Raw genomic sequence first — 20,175 nt, forward strand, 5'->3', positions numbered from 1 at the left:
TTGAATTAAGAATCAAAATAGTAAGAGTAATTTTACTGTCGATTTGTATTCTTTTATATTTTTGCCATTTTGCCTTTACAGAATAGTTGTAACAGTTTGTTTTAATTTCTATTATCGATAATTTTGCTCTTAAAATATGAGTAATCTGTTGTGAAATTAAGGATTGTCTGATTTTTTTTTAATATAGTAACGAAAACGTTATAGTATTTTTGGATAAAACCCTAAAATACTATGCGTGCATTGTTATTTGGTATATAAAATTTATATTTGAAAAGCTTTTTTATGTATAACAAAAAAGCACTTTAACAACTTAAAGAACCACTATTATGGATTTTAATCTAACAGAAGAGCATTTAATGATTCAGCAGGCTGCAAGGGATTTTGCTCAAAATGAATTGTTGCCGGGTGTAATTGAAAGAGACGAGAAACAGATTTTTCCGGCTGAGCAGGTAAAAAAGATGGGGCAGTTAGGATTTATGGGGATGATGGTTGATCCTAAATATGGTGGAAGCGGTCTGGATACAGTTTCGTATGTAATTGCGATGGAAGAAATTTCTAAAGTGGATGCATCTGCTTCGGTAGTGATGTCTGTAAATAATTCTTTAGTGTGCTGGGGATTGCAGGAATTTGGAACCGAAGAGCAGAAACAAAAATATCTGCCGGGTTTGGCTTCGGGAGAAATTCACGGCGCTTTTTGCTTAAGTGAGCCGGAAGCAGGGAGTGATGCAACTTCGCAAAAAACAACAGCTATTGATATGGGTGACCATTATTTGGTAAACGGTACAAAAAACTGGATTACTAATGGAAATACGGCTTCTGTTTATTTGGTAATCGCACAAACGCATGCTGAACTGAAGCATAAAGGAATAAATGTCCTGATTATGACCAAAGATATGCCGGGCTTTTCTGTTGGGCCAAAAGAACAAAAAATGGGAATTCGCGGTTCTGATACACACTCATTAATGTTTAGTGATGTAAAAGTTCCGAAAGAAAACAGAATCGGGGAAGATGGTTTCGGATTTAAATTTGCTATGAAAACGCTTGCCGGAGGCCGAATCGGAATCGCTTCACAAGCATTAGGAATTGCATCCGGGGCGTATGAATTGGCTTTGAAATATTCAAAAGAACGTAAAGCTTTCGGAACCGAAATCTGTAACCATCAGGCCATTGCATTTAAATTAGCAGATATGGCCGTAAATATTGAAGCTGCCCGTCACTTATGCATGAAAGCTGCCTGGGATAAAGATCAGCATAAAAATTATGATGTAAGCGGTGCTATGGCAAAATTATTTGCTTCGCAGGTGGCTATGGATACTGCGATTGAAGCCGTTCAGATTCATGGAGGCAACGGATATGTAAAAGAATATCATGTAGAACGTATGATGCGTGATGCTAAAATTACGCAGATTTATGAAGGGACATCTGAAATTCAAAAAATTGTAATCTCGAGAGCAGTTATCGCCGAATAATTTTCTCTTTTTAGTATACTGAAACCCTTTCTGCTTTTTTAGCTTTGAAAGGGTTTTTTTACGATTATTTTTTTTAATTTTCAGAAGTTTTGTTCATCAGCACACAAATTTAAATATTCTTTTTATGAAAAAAATGTACTTTCTTCTCTCATTAGTTTTATTGGGCTGCAAATCTAATATCCCAATAGTTGGTGAAAAAACTTCAAAGACAGTATCAGAATCTGTTGAAAACACTTATATAGTAGAACAAAATGAGGTTTCAGATTTTTTAAAATATCTTTCTTCAGATGAACTCGAAGGAAGAGAGACAGGAACACGGGGTATCGAAAAAGCAGCTGTTTTTTTAGAAGATTTTTTTAAGAAGAATAATGTAAAACCCTACTTCAGTACATATCGTGACACACTTACAAATTTTAAATCACCGGCCTATAATATTGTGGGGTATTTAGAAGGAACCGATCCGGAACTTAAAAAAGAATTCGTGGTTTTAAGTGCGCATTACGATCATATTGGTCTGCTAAAAAATAAGCAGAATGATATGATTAATAACGGTGCAAACGATGATGCTTCCGGAGTAACCGTTGTAGCAGAAATGGCTAAGTATTTTGCAAAGACAAAATCGAATAAAAGAAGCATCCTTTTTGTGTTTTTTGCAGGAGAAGAAAAGGGACTCTTAGGATCTAAAAGCTTGGTACAAAAACTTAAAGATAAAGACTTTAATTTGTATGCCCAGTTAAATATTGAAATGGTTGGTGTGCCAATGAAGCGTGATTACCTGGCCTATATTACAGGTTTTGACAAATCAAATATGGCAGAGCGAATTAATCAGTATACAGGAAAGAATACGATTGGCTTTCTTCCCAAAGAGGCAGAATATGAACTTTTTTACCGTTCTGATAATTATTCTTTTTATGAAGTTTTCAAAAAACCATGTCAGTCCATAAGTACTTTTGATTTTGAGAATTTTGAATTTTATCATCATCCATCAGATGAATTTGAGGTAATGGATATTCCGCATATAACTAAATTTACGCAGGAGTTTTTACCGGCTATAGGTATAATTGTATCATCTCCGACTCAGGAAATTACGATGACCAAATAAGAGTTGTATTCATAAGATTTGATTATTTTTGGTTTATGAAAAATATTATTATTACCGGAACGAGCAGAGGAATAGGTTATGAACTGGCTCTGCAGTTTGCAAATGCTGGTTATCAGGTTTTAGCCATTTCAAGAAAAATTCCACAAGCACTTTTAGAACACCAAAACGTTACTTGTCTTTCAGTTGATTTGGCAGATGAAACCCAACTTGATACTGTGAGCCATTTTCTTTCTTCAACGTGGAAAAAAATAGATGCTGTAGTACACAATGCAGGAGCTCTTTTACTAAAACCTTTTGAAGAAACTACTCAGGCAGATTTTGAAAGAATTTACAAAGTAAATGTTTTTGCTGTCGCCAATCTTACCCGGATTTGTTTGCCGTATCTTGAAAAAGGAAGCCATGTCGTAACCATCAGTTCAATAGGCGGGGTACGTGGTAGTCTTAAATTTGCAGGACTTGCGGCTTACAGTTCAAGCAAAGGAGCTGTTATTACTTTGACAGAATTATTGGCTGAAGAATATAAAGAAAAAGGTATTTCATTTAATGTTCTGGCGTTAGGATCTGTTCAGACCGAAATGCTGAATGAGGCTTTTCCAGGCTATCAGGCTCCAATTTCTGCAGAGGGAATGGCGACTTATATTTATGATTTTACACTTAATGGAAATAAATATTTTAACGGAAAAGTCCTGGAAGTTTCTTCGACTAATCCTTAACTAATTATAAATTATGAGTTCTGAATTATGAGTGAAAGTATTGTAAAAACTAAAAGTTTTGAATTAGCTGTAAGAGGGGTTAATTTTTATAAACATTTAGTTTCTGAAAAAAAGGAGTTTGTAATGAGCAAGCAATTTTTGCGTTCTATTACTTCCGTTGGCGCAAATGTTCGTGAAGCTGTCAATGCTCAGAGCAAAGCTGATTTCATTCATAAATTATCAATTGCCCAAAAAGAGTGTGATGAATCTATGTATTGGCTTGAAATCTTAAAAGAAGCGGATTATATTTCTCTAGCAGAGTTTGATTCCATACATCAACAATGCAATGACGTGCTAAAAATAATTAGAAGCATTATAATTACGTCCAAAAAAAAACTTATAACTCATAATTAATAATTTATAACTATTGTGAGCGAAACATTAGCTAAATATATTCCTGAGCATGCGGTAAAGCCCGTTTTCGATTTGATAGTGGCCAATCAGGTGCATCTGAAAATTGTAAATGAACGCCAAACGCGTCATGGAGATTATAGAAGAGGTTCAGGAGGTAAACATGAAATAACGGTAAATGCAAGTTTGAACAAGTACAGATTTTTAATTACACTGGTTCATGAAATTGCGCATTTGGTAGCTTTTGAAAAGTTTGGACGAAATATTAAGCCTCATGGTAGCGAATGGAAACTTACATTTCAACGTTTGATGGTACCGTTTATTCGTCCAGAGATATTTCCTAATCATATTCTTCCCTTATTGGCCAGACATTTTAAGAATCCATCTGCAAGCAGCGATACGGATACCACCTTATCTTTGGCTTTGAAGCAATATGATAAAGAAAATGATAAAAACTACGTTTTCGAAATTCCCTATGGCAGTGTTTTCAGAATCAAAAACGGAAAAATTTTCAAAAAGATTGCCGTTCGGACAAAACGTTTTGAGTGTCTGGAAATTAGTTCCGGAAAATTGTATCTTTTTAATCCGAATGCTGAAGTAGAGCTAATCAATATTCAATAAAAAGAAATTCCAAATTCCATTTTTTTAAGTTTGGAATTTGGAATTTTTATTTTGAACATTTAAAAGATTTTACCCTTTCAAATAAGCTTCTCTTACCTTTTTGAATAAATTTGAAGAATAAACAAATTTTACGATGTCTTTATTCTCTGTTCTAAAGATTTCTTCTTTAGTTCCCTGCCACGCTTTAAGCCCTTTCTTTAAAAAAACAATATTTTCTCCAATCTCCATAACCGAGTTCATATCGTGGGTATTAATCACGGTTGTAATATTGTATTCTTTGGTAATTTCCTGAATCAAATTATCAATCAATGTTGAAGTATTAGGATCCAGACCAGAATTTGGCTCATCACAAAATAAGTATTTTGGATTATTTACGATAGCACGTGCAATTGCCACACGTTTCTGCATACCTCCTGAAATTTCAGATGGCAGTTTTTTGTGAGCCTCAACTAAGTTTACCCTTTCCAGAACAAAGTCAACACGTTCTTTGATTTGGGCTTTGTTATTATTAGTGAACATTCTTAATGGAAACGCGACGTTTTCAGCAACAGTCATCGAATCGAATAAGGCACTTCCCTGAAAAACCATTCCAATTTCAGTTCTTAGTTCTCTTTTTTCATCAGGATCTAAATCAGAATAAATTCTTCCGTCGAACTCAATCGTTCCTGAATCAGGAGTATGAATTCCTAATAAGGTCTTTAGTAGTACCGTTTTTCCAGATCCACTCTGACCAATAATCAAATTGGTTTTTCCGGATTCAAAAACGGTCGAAACGCCTTTTAAAACCTTACTGTCACCAAATGATTTTTCTATATTTTTTACTTCTATCATTATCCTAATAATAATTGGGTTAATATATAATTAAAAAGAATGATACAAACTGATGTCCATACAAACGATACCGTACTCGCTTTACCAACTTCCAGTGCTCCGCCTTTCATGTAATATCCATGAAAGGATGGAATCGTGGCCAATAACATAGCAAAAATTAAAGTTTTGATAAAAGCGTAGGTAATATGAAAAGGTATAAACTCCCATTGAGCTCCGGAAATAAAATCCTGACTTGTCGAAAATCCACCATAAGCAGAAGCAAGCCAACCTCCAAAAATACCTAAAAACATACTGATTCCAATTACAAATGGATACATGAACAAAGCTATAATTTTTGGAAAAACAAGATAGTTTAAGGAGTTGACTCCCATAACTTCTAAAGCGTCAATTTGTTCTGTAACGCGCATCGTCCCAATGCTGGAAGTAATATATGACCCCATTTTTCCGGCCATAATTACCGAAATAAAAGTAGGAGCAAATTCCAGAATTACCGATTGACGTGTTGCAAAACCAATTAAATATTTAGGAATTAACGGATTGGTTAAATTTAAAGCAGTCTGAATGGCTACAACTCCTCCGATAAAGAACGATATAAAGCAGACAATTCCAAGAGAGTCAATAATAAGGTCGTCGATTTCTTTTAAGATTAAACTTTTCATTACAGGCCATTTGGTCTGTTTATTGAAAATTTCTTTCAGCATTAAAAAATATTTCCCTACCTGGGATAAATAACGAATTAACATCATAGTTTTACAAATATTGGCTAAGGTAAAAAGAAGTTATGAGTTTTGGGTTATGAGTTCCCGTTTTTCGGTTTCTTTGGCAATCAAATTAACTTTTGTTTCATTTTTTGAAAACGATACTTTCTAATAAATTTAGCCTGTTCAGGGGTAACCAATAATGGTGTTTTGGCTTTTTTTGCTTTCCAGAAACCTTTTATGTAATCTAAGAAAAGAAGTGGCTTTTTCTTCATCATCGCCAATTTTGCAGAAGCAATTGCAGTAATCCAAAATCCATATCCTAAAGTGTAAAAAGCTTCACCTTGTTTATAACGGGCTGTTTTATTGTAATTGGTACCGGTTGGTTTTAGGTGTTTTACATGTAAAGATTCGTCTGTGACAATTTTCCAGTCGTAATATTTACAAAGCAATTCATCTACCGTGTCCCAACCCATTGCAGGTCGTAATCCTCCAATTTGTTGATATGTTTCTTTTCTGTAAGCTTTTAAGGCTCCTCGAATATGATCTTTATCGGTTAGGTTTTCCAGGATCCAGTCGCCGTTTTTTTCGATATAGCAAAACCCGCCTGCCATTCCCACTTTTGGGTCAGATTCGAAATGTTTGATGATGGTTTCAAAATAATTAGCAGGAAAAATCAAATCGCCGTCTATTTTTACGATGATATCATATTCGGTATCTAAAGTTTCAAAACCTTTTTGAAAAGCCTGAATCACTTTGCTTCCCGGCATATGAATGGCGTCTGAAGTTTTGTTTACAACAGAAATAAACGGGTTTTCTTTTGCAAAACTTAATACAACTTCTTCTGTTTTATCGGTAGAATTGTCATTGACAACTACAACCTTTGAAGGTAAAACGGTTTGTGATACCAGAGATTGTAAAGTAAGGCCAATTAAATCCTGTTCGTTATGAGCCGGAATGACGATGTAATATTTCATAATTTTCAATTTAAATTCCAATCTTTTTAAATTCCAAATTCCAATTCAAATAGTTTTAAATTGGAATTTGGGATTTATTTTTTTGAAATTTGCTATTAGGCTTTTTCCGCGTATACAATATAATAACGATTGGTGAAACTGCGTAAAAAAGGTCTTAATCCAAACTTTTTTACTGGGTTTGTCCATTTTTGTCTGTCGATGATTTTCCAGCCTGTTTTTTCCAGAAGCCAGTCTAACTGCCAGTCTTCAAATTCGTGATAATGCCTGTCCCACATATCTGTTTTAGAACGATAAGCAGGTGAAAACCACAAACGCATCGGAATTGAAATCAAAAGTTTGTCTGATTTGATTTCGTTTAAAATTGTAAACGGATTCAATAAATGTTCGAATATTTCGAATGCGGTCACCACATCTGAATTGGCATTTTTCAATGAATCCTGATTTAAATCCAAATCTTCACCAGTTGTATTGTTTACTGAGTATCCAGCTTCTTTCATGATTTTTGAAAATGGATTTTCGACTCCCAGATCCAGGATCGTTTCAGAGGTTTTGATGTGTTTTTGTAAAAATTCTAAGGTAAGTTTGAATCTTTTATTCGGAAACGTTTTTTCGTACATAGTATGGATGTGAACGAAGCAGGGCCAGTTCTTAATTTTATGATTAGGTCGCAAATATACAAAGATATCTTCTGATTTTGGTGTTTTTTAGCCCGGATAGAAATGAAAAGCCCACGACTTAAAAAGTGTAGTTTTTGCAGGTTTAAAGAAGCGACTGGAAGAAGCTTTTTTAAGGCAATAAAAACACATTTTTTAAGTGTGGACTTGTAATGGATAGCCGGAATAGCTGCTAAAATTTAATATCGGTATACAAATGCATTAATGTTCATTCCTGCTCCAACCGAAGCGAAAATGACCACATCGCCTTTGTTGATTTGGTGATTTTCCAGTTTTCCCTGAATTAACAGGTCATATAGTGTGGGTACAGTTGCAACACTGCTGTTTCCTAAATCGTGTATACTCATAGGCATAATATCTTTAGGGGCTGTTTTGTCGTATAATTTATAAAAGCGATCAATTATCGCTTCATCCATTTTTTCGTTTGCCTGATGAATAAGGATTTTTTTTACCTCATCGATAGCAATTCCGCTTTTATCCAGACAGTCTTTCATGGCATTTGGAACATTGCTTAATGCAAATTCGTAAATTTTACGGCCATACATTTTGATGTATTTGATATCGGGATCCAGATCCGGATTGTATGATTTTCCGAAGAAAAGAAAGTTGGCTTCATCATTTGCAAAAGTGGCACTTTCGTAAGATAATAAACCGGCTTGATCTGTTGAAGCTTCTAAAATTGAAGCTCCGGCACCATCTGAGTAAATCATTGAATCACGGTCGTGTTCGTCAACCACTCTCGAAAGGGTTTCTGCTCCTATGACCAAAACTCTTTTTGCCATTCCGGATTTTATAAAAGCATTGGCCTGCAATACACCCTCAATCCATCCCGGACAGCCAAAAAGAATATCATAAGCAACACACTTAGGATTTTTAATATCTAATTTGTTTTTGACACGCGTAGCTAAACTAGGGATCATATCAGACTGATTGGTGCCGGTTTTTACGTCACCGAAGTTGTGCGCAAAAATGATATAATCTAAGGATTCTTTATCGATGTTGGCGTTTTCGATTGCTTTTTCAGCTGCGTAAAATGCCAGGTCAGATGTAGTGTGTTTGTCTTCGGCATAACGGCGGTTTTCAATACCCGTTATTCCTTTGAATTTTTTAATTACGACTTCATTTGGGTATCCAAAAGGTGTTCCATCTTCATTTAAAAAAACATGTTTATCAAAATCGGTATTCTTAACTTCTTTTTGCGGAATATAGCTTCCGATACCTATAATCTTTATTTTCATTCGTTCTTTTTCCAAAATTTTAAGCTAATTTATAAATAAATATATTATTTAAAGGATAAAAATTACTATGCATGCATATAATTATGAAATAGTAATTTTTTAAGTGATATAATGATTATTTTTTAATGATTTTTTAATTTTACAGAGATTTCAAACGATTGAAATGTTCGAGTCAGTTGAAGTTTTTTGCTAATGCAATTCGATTTTATTGTAAAAAATAAACCCGACAGTTTTTTAACGTGTCGGGTTTGTACAATATTGTGAAGAAACTAATTTTAGTTTTCCATGTAAGCTTCAATAGGAGCACAGCTGCAAACCAAGTTTCTGTCACCATAAGCGTCATCTACACGACGAACTGATGGCCAGAATTTATTGTCAGCAATGTAATCTAGCGGGTAAGCGGCTTTTTCTCTTGTGTATGGAAAGTCCCAAGTATCAGCAGTTAACATTGCTAAAGTGTGCGGTGCATTTTTCAAAACGTTGTTTTTATCTTCTGATGTAGCGGTTTCAATTTCTTTTCTGATCGCAATAAGCGCATCACAGAAACGGTCTAATTCGGCTAAATCTTCAGATTCAGTTGGTTCAATCATTAAAGTTCCGGCAACCGGGAAAGAAACTGTTGGAGCATGGAAACCGTAATCCATTAAACGTTTTGCGATATCCCCAACTTCGATTCCGTTTTCTTTGAATGAACGACAATCTAAAATCATTTCGTGAGCCGCTCTTCCACATTCTCCTGTGTAAAGAATTGGATAATGTCCTTCGAAACGGGATTTCATATAATTTGCATTCAAAATAGCATGTTCGGTAGCACTTTTTAATCCTTCAGCTCCCATCATGGTGATGTATCCGTAAGAAATCAAACAAACTAAAGCTGATCCGTAAGGTGCAGATGAAATGGCTGTAATCGCTTGTTCACCGCCTACATTAAGGATTGGGTTTGTTGGTAAAAACGGAACTAATTTTTCGTTCACACAGATTGGTCCAACTCCAGGTCCACCGCCACCGTGAGGAATAGCGAATGTTTTGTGTAAGTTTAAGTGACAAACGTCAGCACCAATTGTAGCAGGATTTGTTAAACCTACCTGAGCATTCATGTTAGCACCGTCCATATATACTAATCCGCCGTTTTCGTGGATTAATTTTGTAATATCAATAATAGTAGATTCATAAACTCCGTGAGTAGAAGGATACGTTACCATTAAACAAGACAAATCGTCTTTGTGTTCAATCGCTTTTTCTCTCAAATCTTCAACGTCGATGTTTCCTTCCGGAGTCGTTTTGGTAACGATGATTTTCATTCCCGCCATCGCTGCAGAAGCAGGATTTGTTCCGTGAGCAGATGATGGAATCAAACAGACATTACGGTGACCTTCGCCACGGGAAATATGGTAAGCACGAATCGCCATTAAACCAGCATATTCTCCCTGAGCTCCAGAATTTGGCTGTAATGTTGTTCCGGCAAATCCTGTGATTATATTTAATTGCTCCTCTAGTTTTTTAAGCATGATGATGTAACCTTCTGCCTGTTCAATTGGAGCGAATGGGTGAATGCTGTTCCAGTTTGGCATTGATAAAGGCAGCATTTCTGATGCAGCGTTTAATTTCATGGTACAAGAACCTAATGAAATCATCGAGTGGTTCAACGATAAATCTTTACGCTCTAATTTTTTGATGTAACGCATCAACTGACTTTCTGAATGATAATTGTTGAATACATCATGCGTTAAAAAAGAAGATGTTCTTTCTAATGAAGCAGGTAATTGAGTCGTCTCAGTTAACTCAGAAATCGTTAAAGTTTCTTTTCCTAATGCTTCAGCAAAAATGGCAACAATTTGATTGATGTCTGCTACTGAAGTTGTTTCGTTTAATGAAATAGAAATCGTATCAGTATCAACATAGAAAAAGTTTACTTCATTTTTCTCCGCAACTGCTTTTACTTTTTGAGCATCAGCTTTTACTAAAATAGTATCAAAGAAAGCTGTATTAGTTTGAAAAACTCCTAGTTTATTTAAAGCTTCAGCAGTAGTAACCGCCGATGCGTGAACTTTATTTGCGATGTATTTTAAACCTTTTGGTCCGTGGTAAACGGCGTACATTCCCGCCATAACTGCCAATAAAACCTGCGCTGTACAAATATTTGAAGTCGCTTTTTCACGTTTGATGTGCTGTTCACGGGTTCCCAAAGCCATACGTAAGGCACGGTTTCCGTTCACATCAATAGAAACTCCAATGATACGTCCTGGCATAGATCTTTTGTATTCATCTTTAGTTGCAAAAAATGCAGCGTGAGGTCCGCCATATCCCATTGGAACACCAAAACGTTGCGTAGTTCCAACCACAACAGCAGCTCCCATTTCTCCCGGAGAAGTTAAGGTAGCTAAAGATAAGATGTCAGCAGCAACAGCTACTTTAATTTCGTTTTCTTTTGCTTTAGTGATAAAAGCGGAATAATCGTTTACTTGTCCGTATTTTCCAGGGTATTGTAAAATAGCTCCGAAGAATTCATTAGAGAAATCAAATGTTTCATGGTTTCCAACAACCAATTCAATTCCAATTGGAGTCGAACGGGTTTGTAATACTGATAATGTCTGAGGTAAGATTTCTTCAGAAACGAAGAATTTGTTTACGTTGTTTTTCTTTTGATCACGGGTACGAACATCAAATAATAACGCCATAGCTTCAGCAGCTGCCGTTCCTTCGTCTAGTAAAGAAGCATTTGCAATCTCCATGCCTGTCAATTCGATAACCGTAGTTTGGAAATTTAAAATTGCTTCTAAACGTCCCTGAGCAATTTCAGCCTGGTACGGTGTGTAAGCTGTATACCATCCCGGGTTTTCGAAGATGTTTCTTTGAATTGGAGCCGGTACAATCGTGGGGTGGTATCCTAAACCAATATATGATTTGAAAACTTTATTTTTTTTGCCTAATTCCATGATATGAACAGCATACTCATATTCGGTCATTGCCGGATCAAGGATTAAATCATTTTTTAAACGAATTCCATCAGGAAATGTTTCATAAAGTAATTGGTCCATGTTGTTAACACCAATTGTTTTGAACATGTGTTCAAGGTCATTTTCTCCTGTCCCAATGTGTCTTAAAGCAAAAGCATCTGTTCTCATTTGTAACTTTCTGTATTTTTAAGAGAATGTAATTTACAAAGCATATTTTCCTGTTTAATGGTAAGCTACACAAGGTTTATTACATTTTATAGTAAATGTGTTGTTTTTTTGTGGCGCAAAATTAAGTATTATTAATAATTTAATGGGTATTTTTAACTTCAATTTTTATGAATTTTTCAACCAATAGGTGGGTTTGTTAACAATTGATTAGATTTGAGAGATGAAATTACTGAAACACATATTCGATTTTTACTTAAACAGCAGTATTCACGTGGCTTTGTCCTGTTATGCTCTGGTACGGATTACGTTTCATGTATTTCATATACAGTATGATGAGGCTATGGTGTTGTTTGTTTTTTTTGGAACTATTGTAGGATATAATTTCGTAAAATATGATGCGCTGGTCCGGGTTAAGAAAAAGCCAATTGGGACGCAGCTTAAAATTATTGCTGTTTTGAGTTTTGTTTCGGTGATTTTGGTAGGTTATTATTTCTTCCATTTGAAGCGTATTACCCAAATTGTTTCTGTCGGAATATTTGCCATTACGGCACTTTATACCCTTCCTTTTTTTCCGAATCGGAAAAACGCCAGAAACTGGGCAGGCGTAAAAATCTATATTGTGGCACTTTGCTGGGTAGGGGCTACGCTGGTTTTACCTTTAATAAATGCGGAACTTCCGTCAACATTGGATTTTTTTATTAAATGTCTGCAACGATTTGTATTGGTTTTTGTATTGATTTTGGTTTTCGAAATTATTGATTTGGCCAATGATGATCCGCATTTACAGACCGTTCCGCAAACCATAGGCGTAAAGCGGACAAAATATTTAGGGTTTTTATTGCTGGTTCCGTTTTGGTGGCTAGAGGTTTTGATCTCTACATTTAATTATCATGATGCCATTATTAATCTTTTAATGGTCATTATCTTAATGCTTTTTATTGCATTTGCAAATTCCAACCGCTCTAAATATTATACTTCTTTCTGGGTCGAAAGCGTGCCGATACTTTGGTGGCTGATGATTGTTTTTTTGTGATTCTAAGAGTATTCTGTCTGTCTTATGACAAGGAATCTTTTTCTTGTGGCATTTTTTCTTTTGTATTTAAGTTCCTGCTATAGCTTTGACTTTAGAAATAAAAAAATATTTAACTCCAAGACTGGAAGATTTTTCTTCGAAGTTGTTGATTCAAATATTTTGGTAATTGAAACCATAAAAGTAACTCAGGATAATTATGAGTCCAAACAACACTATTACTGTTGAGCTTTATCTGCTTTGTTTTAATGAGGAAAAGATGATTCGGCATACTTTAAATTATTATTCTAAATTCTGTAGTAAGATTACCATAATTGATAATCAGAGTACAGATGAATCAATGCGCTTAGCCAGTACTTATAAAAATTTAGTATTCAAATGTCTGGATTCGGGAAATGAATTCGTAGAAGATAAATTGACAGCATCAAAAAATAATTGTTGGAAAGGAAGTACCGCAGATTATGTCATTGTTTGTGATATGGATGAATTTTTATATGATGAAAATTTAGAGGAAAAGTTAGTACAGGCCAAACAGCAAAATATAATTCTGCCTGCTGTAATTGGATACAATATGATGAGTCATGAGTTTCCAGCCGACTATAAAAAAGGGATAACAGAGCAGGTTAAACATGGAGTGCGATCTGAAAGGTTTGATAAACAAATCATTTTTGACCCCAAAAAAATAAAAGAGATTAACTACAGACCCGGCGCACATTTGTGTAATCCTGTCTTTTATGAAAATTCAAATGTAGATTCAAGAATTGAATTAAAACTGTTGCATTATAAATATCTGGGTAAAGATTATGTATACAAAAAACATAAAGTATATGTCAATCGAATGAGTGAAATCAGTCGGAAAAAAAAGCATGGTTACGAGTATTTAGAAGGAGAAGCCCATGTTGATTATATGTTTGAATCGGCAAAATCAGTAAAGAGAATCATAAAATAAAATTTCATAAAAAATATAAAATGGACTTTACAATAGAATTTACTTCAGGAGGAAATCACGGTCATCAACTGAAAGATGCTTTAGGCGGTCTTACTATTGGTCGCTTATTTAATTTAAATTATGTGCATACTCCTTACGAATATTTGGATTATTTTGGACTTGGATTTAAATATCCGATTGTGGAAAGAGCAGATCGTAAATTGAAATATAAAAATATAGTAAGGGTTGAAGGACCTCTATGGTGCGGAATTGATGATTATGAAGAGTTATTACAATATTTTGAAAAAGCTTTACCTAAAAGGAGTAATGATACACTGGTAATCTTAGAAAATGCTTTGCGAATTCATCCGTTTCAAACGATACCCTGGTATCTGGAGGGAAGAACGACTCGAAATATTTTTGCCGAAATTCAACAAGAAGTATCTCAGAACTTCAATGAACTCCACTCTTTAAAAATAAATAAATTCAAATCGCCTGTAGAAGTTGCTGTTCATATTAATAGAGGGACAGATTATGACAGAGAAAAATTTCCGCAGCACTTTACAAGTCCATTTGCAGTAAGGTATATGTTTGATATGGATTATTACGAAAATATCATTTTGCATATCGAAAAGGCGTATGGTACTGGTAATGTTTGTTTTAATATCTACACCGAAAAACAAAATGCAGAAGATATTCTACAGCGGTTTGATAAGAGAAAGCATACCAGGGTAATAATTGGCTCTGATCGTGAAGAAAAAAATTACGATCAAATTCATTCTATTTTTAGATCTTTTGTTGAAGCCGATATTCTGGTCTGCTCCAATAGTAGCTTTTCGGTAATGTGTGCGTATTTCCGCAAAGGCAGAAAAACGGTGTATCATCCGCACCTTCAATTACGGTATTTGCCAGAACCAAATTACATAAAAACAGAGGATGATGGCAGCCTGGATATTGCATTACTGCAACAGGAAATAACTGTTGATATTTTCCCTTTTTATTCGCAGGGCAACATTGTTCAATAATAATGGGATTGTGTATATAGCGATGTTTTCCATTGTTATTTTTAATTTTATTCAAAAATAACGCAACTATTTTTTTGTTTTATTTTGATAATGAGTGTTTTATAAAAAAAACAGTCTCTTCTCAATTTTACGCTTTTCATGCGTAAAAATCCCCGTCTCATACCCTTTTTTTATTCAGCACTTTATTTCTCAAGTAATTTTAGTACAGAAAATAAAAGCCAGTATCATTTATCTTCAGGTTTTGTTTTAATTAATTTTTCGTGGCAATCTTAAATGAACTGACTTTATTCATAAAAATTTATTTTGTTAAGAAGTGTTTATCAGGAACGAAAAGATTTAAAGCAGGCTAAAAATCACTAAAAAAGGAACTGTTTCGCACAGTAAAATGCGAAGGTGGCATCTGAAAAACCTTATGTGTAAGACAACAAATAATTAAATCATTAAAAATATGAATTCATTTATCAGAAAGTGGGTAGATCAACAAAATGTGTTGATCACAATTACTGGATCTAAAGCCAGCATTAGTGTAACTTATAGTAACGGCCGTGGCCCTTTTCAAGGCACTGTAAACACTTCTAATCCATCGGTAATTACCGTAAACTTTACGGATGACGGGGGAAATAAAACCGGGACGCTGTCAAGTAACAATGCTGAGATAAATTGGGATAATGGTACTACTTGGAAGCAATTAGTTTATTTAAGAAAAAATGCATGGGATGACAACAATGGCGGGCAATTTATAGACAAGTCCGGTAATTATACCGATCTTTACTGGTATGCAAAAGCTGTTAAGGTAATGCAGTCCCGACCTGTAAGTGACCCTACAAGCTGGTGGTTTTATGCTGCAATTCACGGAGAATTATTATTGCCAAAATCTTTATACCCAAAGCCATACCAATATCTAAACTGGGTCAATATTAAATACATAGGAGCTGCTGCAAATTTAAATACACTTCCATCAGGTACATTAACAAGTATTTTTTGGGATCAATGTCAGCACGGTACCTGGTTTTTTCCTCCCTGGCACAGGGGGTATTTGGTAGCACTCGAAAATATTCTTCGTACCATTATATCTGAATTAAATGGTCCTTCGGATTGGTCATTGCCTTATTGGAATTATCTAAGCCAATCTACGATCTATACTGAATCTAATATTCCTCCAGCATTTACAGTTACTGTTTTACCAGATAACACACCAAATCCATTATATGTGCCTGAGCGTTATGGGTCTGATGTACAGGTAGGTAATGGAGAGAATTCTGCAAATGATCAATGCCAATGGGATACTATTTATAGTGAAGGATCTGCTCCTTCAACACTTGGACCAGGAGATTTAAATGGCTATTTTTATGGCGGGGGAGAAACGGGATTTTCGCATAGTGGTTCTGAAACCGGAGATCTTGAGCAGAATCCCCATAATTTCGTTCATGGTATGGTAGGCGGGCGAAATGCGGTAAGACAAATAGGTTTGATGGGAGTGCCGGCAACAGCAGGTCTAGACCCGATATTTTTCTTACATCATTCTAATATTGACCGTATGTGGGATGCCTGGAATGTAACCGGAAAAAATAGTAATCCAACACAAGCAGATTGGCTGGTTGGACCAACAGCCAATGGTAATTCACAATTTGCTATGCCATTGGATGCAAATGGTACTGCCTGGTATTATACACCAGCAGATGTTCAGTCTACAAATGATTTGAAGTATAACGGAACATATTATTCTTATACCTATAGTGATCTCTCTTTAACTTCTTATGACACTATTCAACCGAGTTCTTTAAAAGAGAATTTATCTCTTAGATTAAATAAACTTGGTGTAACAAATTTAGAAACAGGACTTAAGATGGCTAATAAACAAAATAAAGAGTTAGTAGGAGCAAGTAGTGGTTCAATTATTTTAAAGGATAAAGAAACCAAAACTACTGTTCAATTGGATAAAACGGCATTGAAATCAGTAAAAAACAGTTTTTTAAAAGCTTCTGTTTCTAATGCTCCTGATGAGGTGTATCTGCAGCTGGAAGGAGTAAAAGGGGGCGAAGACTCTAATTTTCTTTCCCTTTATGTAAATCAAAAATTTATCAAGTCTGTTTCTCTTTTTGGAGTTCTTAGTGCCTCGATGGAAAATACTGTTCATGGCGGTGCAGGACTTACTTTTAAGTTCAATATCACAAATGTTATTGACGAATTGCATCTTGATAGTGCCCTTGATATTAATTCACTAGATGTCCAAATAAAGAGTAAAGACGCTCCTCTTGATGGGAATGAAATTACAGTAGAACGGATAGGAATTTACCGTTCAGGACAATAAGTCAAAAAGGAATATGGAACTTTCACAAAATAAGCGTATTGCAATCAATATAGTAATTATCAGCATTTTTGTCTGGACACTCCTTTTGGTAAACCCAGGACATATTATGGCAATGAAATACTGTCATGTCTTTGCTTCTTGTCCTACTGCAACATCATTTCAGATGTTGCTTCAGATGAAGCTTTTTTCATCTCAATTAATTGGCTGGGCGCTTATGGTGATTGCAATGATGCTTCCTAAATTAATTCTGCCCATTCAGTTTATTTACAAGCATAGCTTCAAACGCTATCGTTTCTTGTGCTCTTTATTATTTGTGTTTACTTATCTGCTTGTATGGATGGTTATTGGTGTTTTTATGATAGAAATCATAATGGGAGTTAACCTTTTATTGCCCATATCCTATATTCCTGCATTAGTATTGTTTGTTATTGTAGTAATATGGGAGATTTCGCCAATTAAGCAACGGTTTTTAAACCTCGGTCATAATCATCGAATTCTGTCAGCATTTGGGTGGAAGGCTTTTCGTGATTCTTTCTTTTTTGGGTTTACACATGGTGTTTGGTGCATTGGTTCTGGTTGGGCATTGATGCTATTTCCTATGCTTTTACCCAAAGGGCACGATTTAGCAATGCTAATTGTAACTTTTGTTATGATTAGTGAGCATCTGGAATATCCAAGATTCCCTAAATGGCTTTTTGTTCCTCGAATGAAATTATTAAAAATCATCGTTGTGCAAACAAAAATCAGGCTGATGAACTTTTGATAGTATTAATAAACCTGTAATCAGCATTATAGATAGCAACTTCAATCAGAACTTCCTTCAAGAATTAATATTCCTTTGTTTAGTGGAATATTAGTTCATGAAGGATTTTCTTTATAAGTATTGTTCGTTTTCTCCTTCCAAAAACAGTACAGTTTTTATTTTTTAATAATTCAGATGTATCAGCTAAGGATATAAATGATGAAGAATTAATCAATAAAAAACAACACAATGAATTTGTAATCAGATACAATAAAAAAGGAATGGTCTCAAATAAATTAGAGTATAATAAGGGAGTAAAAAGGGAGGAGTTTACTGTAAAATTTAAATCCAGGAATAAATAACAAGTTTAATAGCTACAGCATTGCTTAAACAGTAAATTTTGCTGATTTTTCCTTTTTATAAGCGACTTTTTAGATTGTGTTTGATATGTTTTATGTTTTGATAATGAATTGTTTATGTGTAAAAAAAAAATCTCGTTATAATTTTCACAGTATTCATACGTCAAAATCTCCTTCCCATACCATTTTTTTATTTCTGATTTTATTTCTGGTGTAATTTTATTACAGAAAATTAAGTTGTCAGAATTTATTTTCAGCATTTGTTTCTGATGTATTTCTTTAAAATAAAAGTATATAATTCATTAAAACATGCTTGTTGAGAAATGTCTGTTTGCAACAAAAAATATGAAGTGGAGCAGAACCCACTATAAAAAACGAACTGTTTCGCACAGTATAAAAGCGAAGGCGAACCTGAAAAGCCTTATGAGTAGGATAAAACTAATTATTATGCAACCTATACCTGTAAAAGTTAAAAATGTAAATGTATATCCTTATGTAGATTGGCATGGTGGAGGTGTCGGGCCTGTTATTCTTCCGGTTATTGAAGGAGCTACGGGAACCTACGCAGTTGGTACACTTTTGATGTTTGTATTCTACAATCTTAATCTGGACTTACAAAGTCAAAACCCTAAACTTGGTATACACCAAAGATATGTAGCAACGGGAGAGACAGAAGATGGCACTCCTTTTACTACACCGTGGATGTATTGTACAAATGACAGCAGTCAGCCGGAGTTTGGAAGAACTATCACTATTAATAAAGAAGATTCTGAGCCTATTAATACGGGAGGTTTATCTGATTATATTACGTTGGGGCCACTTACAGATATTACGGTTTCTCAATTATTTCCTCCACCGGCAATAGGAGAGATACTGTTAATTAACAATGGTTCAGGGAATGTTATCGCCACCAGAACAGGTACTCCGCATGAAATGGGAATTGAAGTAACCAATGGTAATAGATTTGGGACATTAAAAGCAGGAATGAAAAATATTATGATTACTGCAAAAAACAAGGAAGGTAAAACTTTCACGATGGGCAATTTAACCTGTGTAAGTCCTAGCGAACCCGCACTTTTTTTACAAGAGTTTAGGTTCTAAAAATTAAACAGATACAGATAAAAGCGATTACTTATCTGTAAAAGTAAATACGAATAATTAATTAATAACTTAAAATATAAAATTATGGGAGTAATAATGCCTTATGGTGTAGCAATCAGAGAAGCTATAGCTTCAAACGACCTGGCTAAAATGGAAGCCATTGCAGAGCAAACAAAACAAATAGTAAAAGGGCAGGGTGATATGCATGTGGCTTTGCTGGAGTTACTAGAAGCGATAGAATCATTAAGAAAGAAAAAATAAAGGTAACAGCGATTCAAAAAATCATCTGACCTGAACAAAAAAACAAGGGTGTAACCGAAAAACCTCAAGAGTAGGACTAATTATAAAAACAGAATAGTTATGGGAGTAATGCCAATGTATGGAGTAGCAATTAGAGAAGCTATTGCCTCTAATGATCTAGTAAAAATGGAAGCTGTTGCAGAGCAAGCAAAGCAAACGGTAAAAGAGCAAGGAGACTTAAGTGCTGCTTTGCTAGAATTGTTAGAAGCGATTGATTCGCTTAAAGGCAAAAAATAAAAGGTGTCTAAACCAATCTAATTATCTAACTGACTTGTACAGAAAAACAAGGGTGTAACCGAAAAACCTCAAGAGTAGGAATAACTATAAACATCACTATTATGGGAGCAATTATGCTTTATGCAGCAGGAATTAGAGAAGCGATAGCTTCAAATGATTTAGAAAAAATGATTGCAGTAGCCACTCAGGCTAAACAAACTGTAAAAGAACAACAAGATTTAAGTGCAGCATTGCTTGAACTGCTTGACGCAATTGAAGCACTGAAAAAGTAATTTAAATTGGAAAGCGGTTTGTAAAGTAAGAC

20 protein-coding genes are annotated in these 20,175 nt (G+C 34.8%); 14 read left to right on the forward strand and 6 right to left on the reverse strand.

Features of this window, described 5'->3' with window-relative positions; translation table 11 throughout:
• Positions 1–326 precede the first annotated feature (326 nt).
• The 5 genes from JE46_RS12410 to JE46_RS12430 all read left to right on the forward strand — a co-directional run bounded on the left by JE46_RS12410 (position 327) and on the right by JE46_RS12430 (position 4,295).
• On the forward strand, positions 327–1,469 hold the full coding sequence (locus JE46_RS12410) for an acyl-CoA dehydrogenase (protein ID WP_031455608.1): 1,143 nt from the start codon (positions 327–329) through the stop codon (positions 1,467–1,469).
• Positions 1,470–1,593: 124 nt separating this feature from the next.
• Positions 1,594–2,571 (forward strand): M20/M25/M40 family metallo-hydrolase, encoded by a 978-nt coding sequence (locus JE46_RS12415; RefSeq protein WP_031455609.1) that lies wholly within the window; start codon positions 1,594–1,596, stop codon positions 2,569–2,571.
• 35 nt (positions 2,572–2,606) lie between these two features.
• Positions 2,607–3,284 (forward strand): SDR family NAD(P)-dependent oxidoreductase, encoded by a 678-nt coding sequence (locus JE46_RS12420; RefSeq protein ID WP_031455610.1) that lies wholly within the window; start codon positions 2,607–2,609, stop codon positions 3,282–3,284.
• Positions 3,285–3,311: 27 nt separating this feature from the next.
• Complete coding sequence (locus JE46_RS12425) at positions 3,312–3,677, forward strand: four helix bundle protein (protein ID WP_031455611.1); 366 nt, start codon at positions 3,312–3,314, stop codon at positions 3,675–3,677.
• A gap of 15 nt (positions 3,678–3,692) precedes the next feature.
• Entirely contained in the window at positions 3,693–4,295 is a 603-nt protein-coding gene (locus JE46_RS12430; RefSeq protein WP_031455612.1) for a SprT-like domain-containing protein, read from the forward strand.
• Positions 4,296–4,364: 69 nt separating this feature from the next.
• On the opposite strand, the gene JE46_RS12435 is transcribed toward JE46_RS12430, so the two are convergent.
• The 6 genes from JE46_RS12435 to gcvP all read right to left on the reverse strand — a co-directional run bounded on the left by JE46_RS12435 (position 4,365) and on the right by gcvP (position 11,838).
• Positions 4,365–5,126: an ABC transporter ATP-binding protein gene (locus tag JE46_RS12435; protein ID WP_031455613.1), complete on the reverse strand. Its 762-nt coding sequence runs from the start codon at positions 5,124–5,126 to the stop codon at positions 4,365–4,367.
• Entirely contained in the window at positions 5,126–5,872 is a 747-nt protein-coding gene (locus JE46_RS12440; RefSeq protein ID WP_031455614.1) for an MlaE family ABC transporter permease, read from the reverse strand. The genes JE46_RS12435 and JE46_RS12440 overlap by 1 nt, the downstream gene beginning before the upstream one ends.
• Before the next feature lie 80 nt (positions 5,873–5,952).
• Positions 5,953–6,801, reverse strand: coding sequence for a glycosyltransferase (locus tag JE46_RS12445; RefSeq protein ID WP_031455615.1), 849 nt, complete (start codon positions 6,799–6,801; stop codon positions 5,953–5,955).
• Positions 6,802–6,896: 95 nt separating this feature from the next.
• Positions 6,897–7,418 carry a methyltransferase domain-containing protein gene (locus JE46_RS12450; protein ID WP_031455616.1) on the reverse strand — a complete coding sequence of 174 codons (522 nt, stop codon included), beginning with the start codon at positions 7,416–7,418 and terminating at the stop codon, positions 6,897–6,899.
• A gap of 236 nt (positions 7,419–7,654) precedes the next feature.
• On the reverse strand, positions 7,655–8,713 hold the full coding sequence (locus JE46_RS12455; RefSeq protein WP_031455617.1) for a 3-oxoacyl-ACP synthase III family protein: 1,059 nt from the start codon (positions 8,711–8,713) through the stop codon (positions 7,655–7,657).
• A 275-nt stretch (positions 8,714–8,988) separates the two neighbouring features.
• Complete coding sequence (gene gcvP / locus JE46_RS12460; RefSeq protein ID WP_031455618.1) at positions 8,989–11,838, reverse strand: aminomethyl-transferring glycine dehydrogenase; 2,850 nt, start codon at positions 11,836–11,838, stop codon at positions 8,989–8,991.
• Positions 11,839–12,058: 220 nt separating this feature from the next.
• On the opposite strand from gcvP, the gene JE46_RS12465 reads away from it, so the two are divergent.
• The 9 genes from JE46_RS12465 (at position 12,059) to JE46_RS23855 (ending at position 20,143) form a co-directional block, all read left to right on the forward strand.
• Positions 12,059–12,871 carry a hypothetical protein gene (locus tag JE46_RS12465; protein ID WP_031455619.1) on the forward strand — a complete coding sequence of 271 codons (813 nt, stop codon included), beginning with the start codon at positions 12,059–12,061 and terminating at the stop codon, positions 12,869–12,871.
• A 196-nt stretch (positions 12,872–13,067) separates the two neighbouring features.
• Positions 13,068–13,817 carry a glycosyltransferase family A protein gene (locus tag JE46_RS12470; RefSeq protein ID WP_031455620.1) on the forward strand — a complete coding sequence of 250 codons (750 nt, stop codon included), beginning with the start codon at positions 13,068–13,070 and terminating at the stop codon, positions 13,815–13,817.
• Positions 13,818–13,837: 20 nt separating this feature from the next.
• A complete protein-coding gene (locus JE46_RS12475; RefSeq protein ID WP_031455621.1) occupies positions 13,838–14,821 on the forward strand; it encodes a hypothetical protein in 984 nt (327 codons plus the stop codon).
• 448 nt (positions 14,822–15,269) lie between these two features.
• On the forward strand, positions 15,270–17,132 hold the full coding sequence (locus tag JE46_RS12480) for a tyrosinase family protein (RefSeq protein ID WP_051872879.1): 1,863 nt from the start codon (positions 15,270–15,272) through the stop codon (positions 17,130–17,132).
• A 13-nt stretch (positions 17,133–17,145) separates the two neighbouring features.
• Entirely contained in the window at positions 17,146–17,895 is a 750-nt protein-coding gene (locus tag JE46_RS12485) for a copper chaperone (RefSeq protein ID WP_051872880.1), read from the forward strand.
• A 785-nt stretch (positions 17,896–18,680) separates the two neighbouring features.
• Positions 18,681–19,334: a hypothetical protein gene (locus JE46_RS12495; protein ID WP_157505916.1), complete on the forward strand. Its 654-nt coding sequence runs from the start codon at positions 18,681–18,683 to the stop codon at positions 19,332–19,334.
• Between the two features lie 84 nt (positions 19,335–19,418).
• Entirely contained in the window at positions 19,419–19,595 is a 177-nt protein-coding gene (locus JE46_RS23845; protein WP_083480880.1) for a DUF1843 domain-containing protein, read from the forward strand.
• A 99-nt stretch (positions 19,596–19,694) separates the two neighbouring features.
• Complete coding sequence (locus JE46_RS23850) at positions 19,695–19,871, forward strand: DUF1843 domain-containing protein (RefSeq protein WP_083480881.1); 177 nt, start codon at positions 19,695–19,697, stop codon at positions 19,869–19,871.
• 101 nt (positions 19,872–19,972) lie between these two features.
• Entirely contained in the window at positions 19,973–20,143 is a 171-nt protein-coding gene (locus JE46_RS23855; protein WP_083480882.1) for a DUF1843 domain-containing protein, read from the forward strand.
• Positions 20,144–20,175: the final 32 nt, after the last annotated feature.

Origin of the sequence: Flavobacterium chungangense LMG 26729 (genome assembly GCF_000735715.2) — a bacterium.
In the GTDB taxonomy this organism is placed as follows: Bacteria; Bacteroidota; Bacteroidia; order Flavobacteriales; family Flavobacteriaceae; genus Flavobacterium; species Flavobacterium chungangense.